At 49.5% G+C, this 4,963-nt stretch carries 4 protein-coding genes; 3 read left to right on the plus strand and 1 reads right to left on the minus strand.

From position 1 onward, the window contains the following. The first annotated feature begins 110 nt into the window (after positions 1-110). Together tnpA and ON063_RS14205 are read left to right on the plus strand one after the other, a co-directional pair. Positions 111-512, plus strand: a complete 402-nt coding sequence (gene tnpA / locus ON063_RS14200) for an IS200/IS605 family transposase (RefSeq protein WP_274665569.1) — start codon at positions 111-113, stop codon at positions 510-512. Between the two features lie 4 nt (positions 513-516). Next, positions 517-1,593, plus strand: a complete 1,077-nt coding sequence (locus ON063_RS14205) for an RNA-guided endonuclease InsQ/TnpB family protein (protein ID WP_274665570.1) — start codon at positions 517-519, stop codon at positions 1,591-1,593. A 225-nt stretch (positions 1,594-1,818) separates the two neighbouring features. Here ON063_RS14205 and uvrC read toward each other — a convergent pair whose 3' ends face one another. After that, positions 1,819-3,609: an excinuclease ABC subunit UvrC gene (gene uvrC / locus ON063_RS14210; RefSeq protein ID WP_274665571.1), complete on the minus strand. Its 1,791-nt coding sequence runs from the start codon at positions 3,607-3,609 to the stop codon at positions 1,819-1,821. 70 nt (positions 3,610-3,679) lie between these two features. Between uvrC and ON063_RS14215 the strand changes: the two genes are divergently transcribed. Further along, positions 3,680-4,963, plus strand: a 1,284-nt coding sequence (locus tag ON063_RS14215; RefSeq protein WP_274665572.1) for a dihydrolipoyl dehydrogenase family protein, incomplete at its 3' end; no start/stop codon positions are given.

The following is a 4,963-nucleotide window of genomic DNA, read 5'->3' on the forward strand; positions in this document are numbered from 1 at the left end:
AAAGCTCGGCAGGATGCGGAGTGTCAGTAAAGAATCCGAAGGTTTTGGCGCTTCAAGTATCTGGAAATCTTCTTGTTGCAGTTTGTTGGTTAAACTGACACAATATTCATATGGAAACCAACTATAGAAGAACTCATACCACTGTTTCTCTAATCAATTATCACTTCGTTTTCTGTCCTCGATACAGAAGAAAGATATTCCTTCGTAACGATGTAGAAATACGTTTCAAAGGTTTGATGTCCGAAATATGCGAAGGACTGAATATCAAAATTATAGCCTTGGAATGCGATAAAGATCATACGCATATGTTCCTTGACGCCCCTCCAACACTGAGTCCTGCTGACATCATGGCAAAAATAAAGGGAGTAACGTCTAAAAAGTTAAGAGAGGAATTTCCTCATCTTCAACATTTGCCGAGTCTCTGGACACGATCCTATTTCGTCTCCACCGCTGAAAATGTATCGAGCGAAACGATCAAACGTTATGTCGGACAACAAAAAACAAGGGGGTGACACCGTGTCTCAGACGCTGACAGTTAACATTAAACTGAAGCCGACAAAAGAACAGGAAGTTGTTTTAAAAAGCATGGCAGAAACATATATCGAGACGGTCAATCAACTTATCTCTGATATGGTGGATGCTAAAGCGATGCTCAAATTGACAAGTAAAAGTGTTTGCGCCCATTTGCCTAGTGCCGTCAAGAACCAGGTCATCAAAGATGCCCAGAGTGTCTTCCGGAAAGTGAAGAAGTCGAAATACAAGGTCGTCCCTGTCCTGAAGAAACCTTACTGCACATGGAACAACCAGAACTATTCGTTCGATTTTGAGTCCATTTTTCTTCCAATCTTGGTAGACGGGAAGGTCAAAAGGACAGAGATCCGTGCCGAGATGGTCGATCGAGACAATCGTAACTTCTCCCTTCTGAATAACAAGCTGGGTACGCTTCGTATCACGAAGAAGTCAAAGAAATGGATGGCTCAAATCGCCGTCACAATCCCCACGACGGAGAAGACCGATACGAAGGTTCTTGGTGTCGACCTCGGTCTAAAAGTCCCGGCGGTCGCATCGACCGATTGCGACAAGGTGAGGTTCTTTGGGAACGGTCGCGAGAACAAGTTCATGAAACGAAAGTTCCGGGCGAAACGGAAAGAGCTCGGTCAAAAGAAGAAGCTGAACGCAATCAAGGAACTGGACAACAAGGAGCAGCGTTGGATGAAAGACAAGGATCACAAGGTGAGCCGTGAGATCGTCGACTTCGCAAAAGAGAACAATATTTCTGTCATTCGCCTAGAGAAGCTAGCGAATATCCGGCAGACGGCAAGAACAAGCCGTAAAAACAATAAGAATCTGCATACATGGTCGTTCTATCGCTTGGCATTATTTATCGGGTACAAGGCGAAACTAGAAGGGATCAAGGTTGAATATGTCAATCCCGCATATACATCTCAAACATGCCCTTCTTGCGGGAGTCGGAATAAAGCGAAAGACCGTACCTATTCGTGTTCTTGCGGATTTAATAAACATCGAGATGTAGTCGGTGCGATGAACATCCGAACCGCACCTGTGGTTGATGGTAAAAGTCAATCAGCCTGAGAACCTATAGGGTCTGTCTCAGGAGGGGTGATGGCACACCCTCATCTGGAGGTTTGAGCAAAACAGAAATGGACTGCGCTCGCACAAGCACTTCAGAATCCCACTCATCCGGAAGGGTGAGCTTGCGGCTTTAGCCGTGGGAGTGTCAAGAACGACCGCTACAACATTTCCCGGAAAATGTTCGTTCTCTATCAGCCAACCGAGCGCTTCACATGTTCAAATCTCTCATTCATCCGTATCCTCGTGCACATATTGAAGGACGGTCTCCGCCAGTTTTTCCGGTAGTCCCGCTTCTTTCAATTGTTCGAGTGAGGCCAGGCGAATCTGTTTCATCGACCCGAAATGACGGATGAGCTGTTGACGACGCTTAGGACCTACTCCAGGAATCTCGTCTAGAATCGACTTCGTCATCTTTTTCGTGCGCAAGCTGCGGTGGAAAGTGATGGCGAAACGGTGGACCTCGTCTTGCATCCGCTGCAACAGATAAAACGCACTCGATCGTGGATGAAGTTCCACGACCGCACCATGTTCACCGAACAACAGTTGGCTCGTCCGATGTCGGTCATCCTTTTTGAGTGAGCCGACAGGCAAGTCGAGCCCGAACTCGTTTTGGATGACGTCGAGCGCGGCATTCAACTGTCCGATTCCACCATCAATCAATAGGAGATCCGGTAGACGCTTGTCTTCCGTCAACAGACGGCGGAACCGTCGCCGCACGACTTCGCGCATTGTCTCGTAATCGTCCGGCCCTTGGACGGTTCGAATCTTATATTTCCGATACTCTTTCTTGAGTGGCTTCCCGTCTTCAAAGACGACGAGCGCCGATACGGCGTCCGCCCCTTGAATGTTCGCGTTATCGATGATGTCGACACGCGACAAGTTCGGAATGCCGATTGCCTCCCCGAGTTCACGCATCGCGAGTAACGTCCGCTCTTCGTCCCGAGCGAGCAATTCGAATTTCTCGTTCAAGGCAATCGTCGCGTTCTTCGTCGCCAAATCGAGTAGTTGCTTCTTCGCCCCGCGTTTCGGCTGCATCACTTTCGTGCCGATGGCGTCATTTAATAAATCGAGCCGGACCGTTTCCGGTACGAGAATCTCTTTTGGCACGACGTTTTGTTCATAGAACTGGACGATGAAACTTTCGAGTTCTTCGGAAGGTTCCCCATGCATCGGGAAGAGCGAGACATCTCGCTCGATCATCTTCCCGCCACGCATGTAGAACACTTGGACACACATCCAGCCTCGGTCAAGCGTATAACCGAAGACGTCTCGTGCAGTCGGGTCGGCCGTAATCATGTTCTGTTTATTCATGATCGATTCGACCGCTCGAATCTGGTCGCGTAGTTCAGCAGCCCGCTCGAACTGCATGTCCTCAGCGGCGCGTCCCATCTCGACATTCAACTTCGCGAGCGTCTCGCTAGTCTCACCGTTCAAGAAACGACGAATCTCGTTGACGATCTCTTTTTGCGAATCCGTGTCGACCGCGAGTTCACAAGGTCCCAGACATTGCCCGATGTGATAATAGAGACAAAGTTTCTTCGGCATCGGCTGACATTTACGGAGCGGGTAGAGTTTATCGAGCAGACGTTTCGTCTCGTTCGCTGCGTAAGCGTTCGGATACGGTCCGAAGTAATGTCCACCGTCTTTCTTCAGCTTACGTGTCGTCAATAGACGCGGATATGGTTCGTTCGTGATTTTGATGTACGGATACGTCTTGTCGTCTTTCAGGCGAATGTTGTACTTCGGGTCGTGCTTTTTGATGAGCGTCATTTCAAGGAGCAACGCCTCGAGTTCGCTCGCCGTCACGATGTACTCAAAGTCACGGATCTCTGCGACGAGACGCATCGTCTTGATATCGTGTGCACCCGTGAAGTAGGAGCGGACCCGATTCTTGAGATTTTTTGCCTTCCCTACATAGATGACCTCACCATATTCATTTTTATGCAAATAGCAACCCGGTTCGTCCGGGAGTAGCGCCAATTTATGTTTAATGTGATCGGTATGACTCAATTTCATTCACCTCAGTTTAGCTTCCTCCTGGACGGGAAAAAGAGTGTGATATCTCGTCAGAGGAGGATTTTATATTATGAAACGATACGATGTCATCATTGTCGGTAGCGGATCAGCCGCGAGCCAAGCCGCCACGATTTTACGTGACGCCGGTAAAGAGATTGCTATCATTGAAAACTGGACGTTCGGAGGAACGTGTCCCCAGCGTGGATGTGACCCGAAAAAAATGCTCGCCGAAGGTGCCGAACTTCTCGCCCGTACGGAACGTATGCGCGAGCTCGGCGTCGAAGGAAGCCTATCCCTCGATTGGTCGTCCTTTAAAAAGCGGATTGATGAATATCGCTTCTCGATTCCTACGTCAAAAACGCAACATTGGAACGAGATGAACATTGATTTATATCAAGGGGAGCCTCACTTTATCGATGAAGACTCGATCGTCATCGATGGTCACGAGCTCTCCGCCCCTCAATTTTTAATCGCGACGGGCCAAACACCACGTCCTCTCGACATCCCAGGTGGCGAACTGGCCATTACGAGCGATGATGTGTTCGACCTCGACACGTTACCGAAATCGATTCATATTGTCGGTGCCGGTTATATCGCTTTTGAATTCGCCCATATCTTCCGACGCTTCGGAAGCGACGTGACCCTTCTCATTCGTTCACGTGCGCTGAAGGCATTCGACCCGAACGTCGTCCATCGGCTCCTCGAAGAATCAAAACGAATCGGGATCACTGTCCGACACGACGTCGAACCGACACGAATCGATGGGAACGTCTTAACGTTATCAGATGACTCTACCCTTGAAGGAGTTGTCCTTAACGCCACCGGGCGAATTCCAAGCATCGAGCGACTTCATCTCGAAGTAGCAGGCGTCAATGCCGATCATCATGGTGTTCAGGTGAACGAGCATCTCCAGACGAGCAATCCGAATATATACGCCGCCGGAGACGTCGCTAATAGTCCAAATCCCGCACTCACTCCGTTCGCCGGTCAGGAAGGTCGTCTCGCTGCATTGAACATGCTTCACGGGAATACGCGGGCACTTCCCGAGCGCCCGGCACCGACCATCGTCTATGCGACGCCACCGATTGCCAAAGTGGGGCTCACCGTGGAGGAAGCGGAAGCCGAGGGCATCGACTTCGACGTGAAAGAAACGGACATGTCCCATTTCCTCACCTATTCACGCATCAATGACACGACCGCCTATTCGAAAGTATTGTTGAGTGCGGAAGGTCATATCATCGGCGCACATCTGATTGGACACCATGCCCCGGAACTCATCAATCTGTTCTCTTTCATTATACAGAACAAACTGTCGCATCAACACGTGAAGCACTTAGAAGTCGCCTATCCGACG

Source organism: Exiguobacterium sp. B2(2022), assembly GCF_028823655.1.
Lineage (GTDB): Bacteria > Bacillota > Bacilli > Exiguobacteriales > Exiguobacteriaceae > Exiguobacterium > Exiguobacterium aestuarii_A.

Coding starts and splice junctions, on each gene's coding strand:
- uvrC (WP_274665571.1), bottom strand. CDS start 3,609: ATGAAATTGAGTCATACCGATCACATTAAACATAAATTGGCGCTACTC.
- tnpA (WP_274665569.1), top strand. CDS start 111: ATGGAAACCAACTATAGAAGAACTCATACCACTGTTTCTCTAATCAAT.